We start from the raw sequence: 1,188 nt of genomic DNA, 5'->3' as shown, positions 1-1,188 counted from the left end.
CCCAGGTCATTTGCCAGGTCAGCGTTGATGCGCTGGATGAGGGCATCACGGGAGAAATTGCCGTCCTGCCCCAGATTGATTTCACGAAGCAGGAAATAGCGGATGGCATCCGCTCCAAATTCTTCAATCAGGCCAATCGGGTCAATGACGTTGCCCACGGACTTGGACATCTTACTGCCATCCACCACCAGCCAGCCATGGCCGAATACCTGCTTCGGCAGTGGCAGGTCAAGAGCCATGAGGATGCACGGCCAGATAATGGAATGGAAGCGCACAATCTCCTTGCCTACCAGATGGATGTTGGCCGGCCAGTATTTGCCGAACTTCTCCGGGTCATCCAGATAGCCGATAGGGGTCAGGTAGTTGGACAGGGCGTCAAACCATACATAGATAACGTGCTTTTCATCAATCGGTACAGGAATGCCCCAGTCAAAGGAGGTACGGGAAATACACAAATCCTCCATGCCCTGCTTGATGAAGTTTATCATTTCGTTGCGGCGGGAAACAGGCTGAATAAAATCAGGATTGTCCTCAATGTACTGCAACAGGCGGTCGGCGTACTTGCTGATTTTGAAGAAGTACGCTTCCTCCGATACCTCCTGTACCGGGCGATGGCAGTCAGGACAGCAGCCGTCCTCGTCCAGCTGATGCTCCGTCCAGTAGCTTTCGCACGGGGTACAGTAAAGTCCCGTGTAGGCGCCTTTGTATATATCACCCTTGTCATAAATGCGGCGGAAGATTTCCTGCACGACCTTTTCGTGGCGTTTTTCCGTGGTACGGATAAAATCATCGTTGGATATGTTCAGCATTTCCCATAGATGCTGAAAGCCTGCCACGATAGGGTCCACGTATTCAATCGGGCTGATACCCTGCTCCTCTGCCTTCTGCTGGATTTTCTGCCCATGCTCGTCACTGCCGGTCAGAAAAAATACATCATCACCCGCTAAACGGTGAAAGCGTGCCACCGAATCTGCAATGGTGGTGCAGTAGGCGTGGCCGATGTGCAGCTTGGCGCTGGGATAGTAGATTGGCGTGGTGATATAGAAACTTTTGTTGCTCAAAATGTTTTCCTCCTAAAAATATACTTGAAATTAAAATCATGCCGGGGACATGATATATACACAGCGTCATATACACGGCGGCTATACACGGCGATATACACGATTACATACACGGTTATATACACGG

The 1,188-nt window shown here is 50.7% G+C and carries 1 protein-coding gene; it reads right to left on the bottom strand.

Annotated features, from left to right (window positions below; genetic code table 11):
• A partial coding sequence (metG, locus tag ACI3UA_RS09645) for a methionine--tRNA ligase (protein ID WP_439724604.1) occupies positions 1-1,061 on the bottom strand: 1,061 nt, incomplete at its 3' end.
• Positions 1,062-1,188 lie beyond the last annotated feature (127 nt).

This window comes from Anaerovibrio sp. (assembly GCF_051866355.1).
Classification (GTDB): domain Bacteria; phylum Bacillota; class Negativicutes; order Selenomonadales; family Selenomonadaceae; genus Anaerovibrio.
Note: the sequence above shows the minus strand (reverse complement) of the source record. Positions and strands in the feature narration are given on the sequence as shown.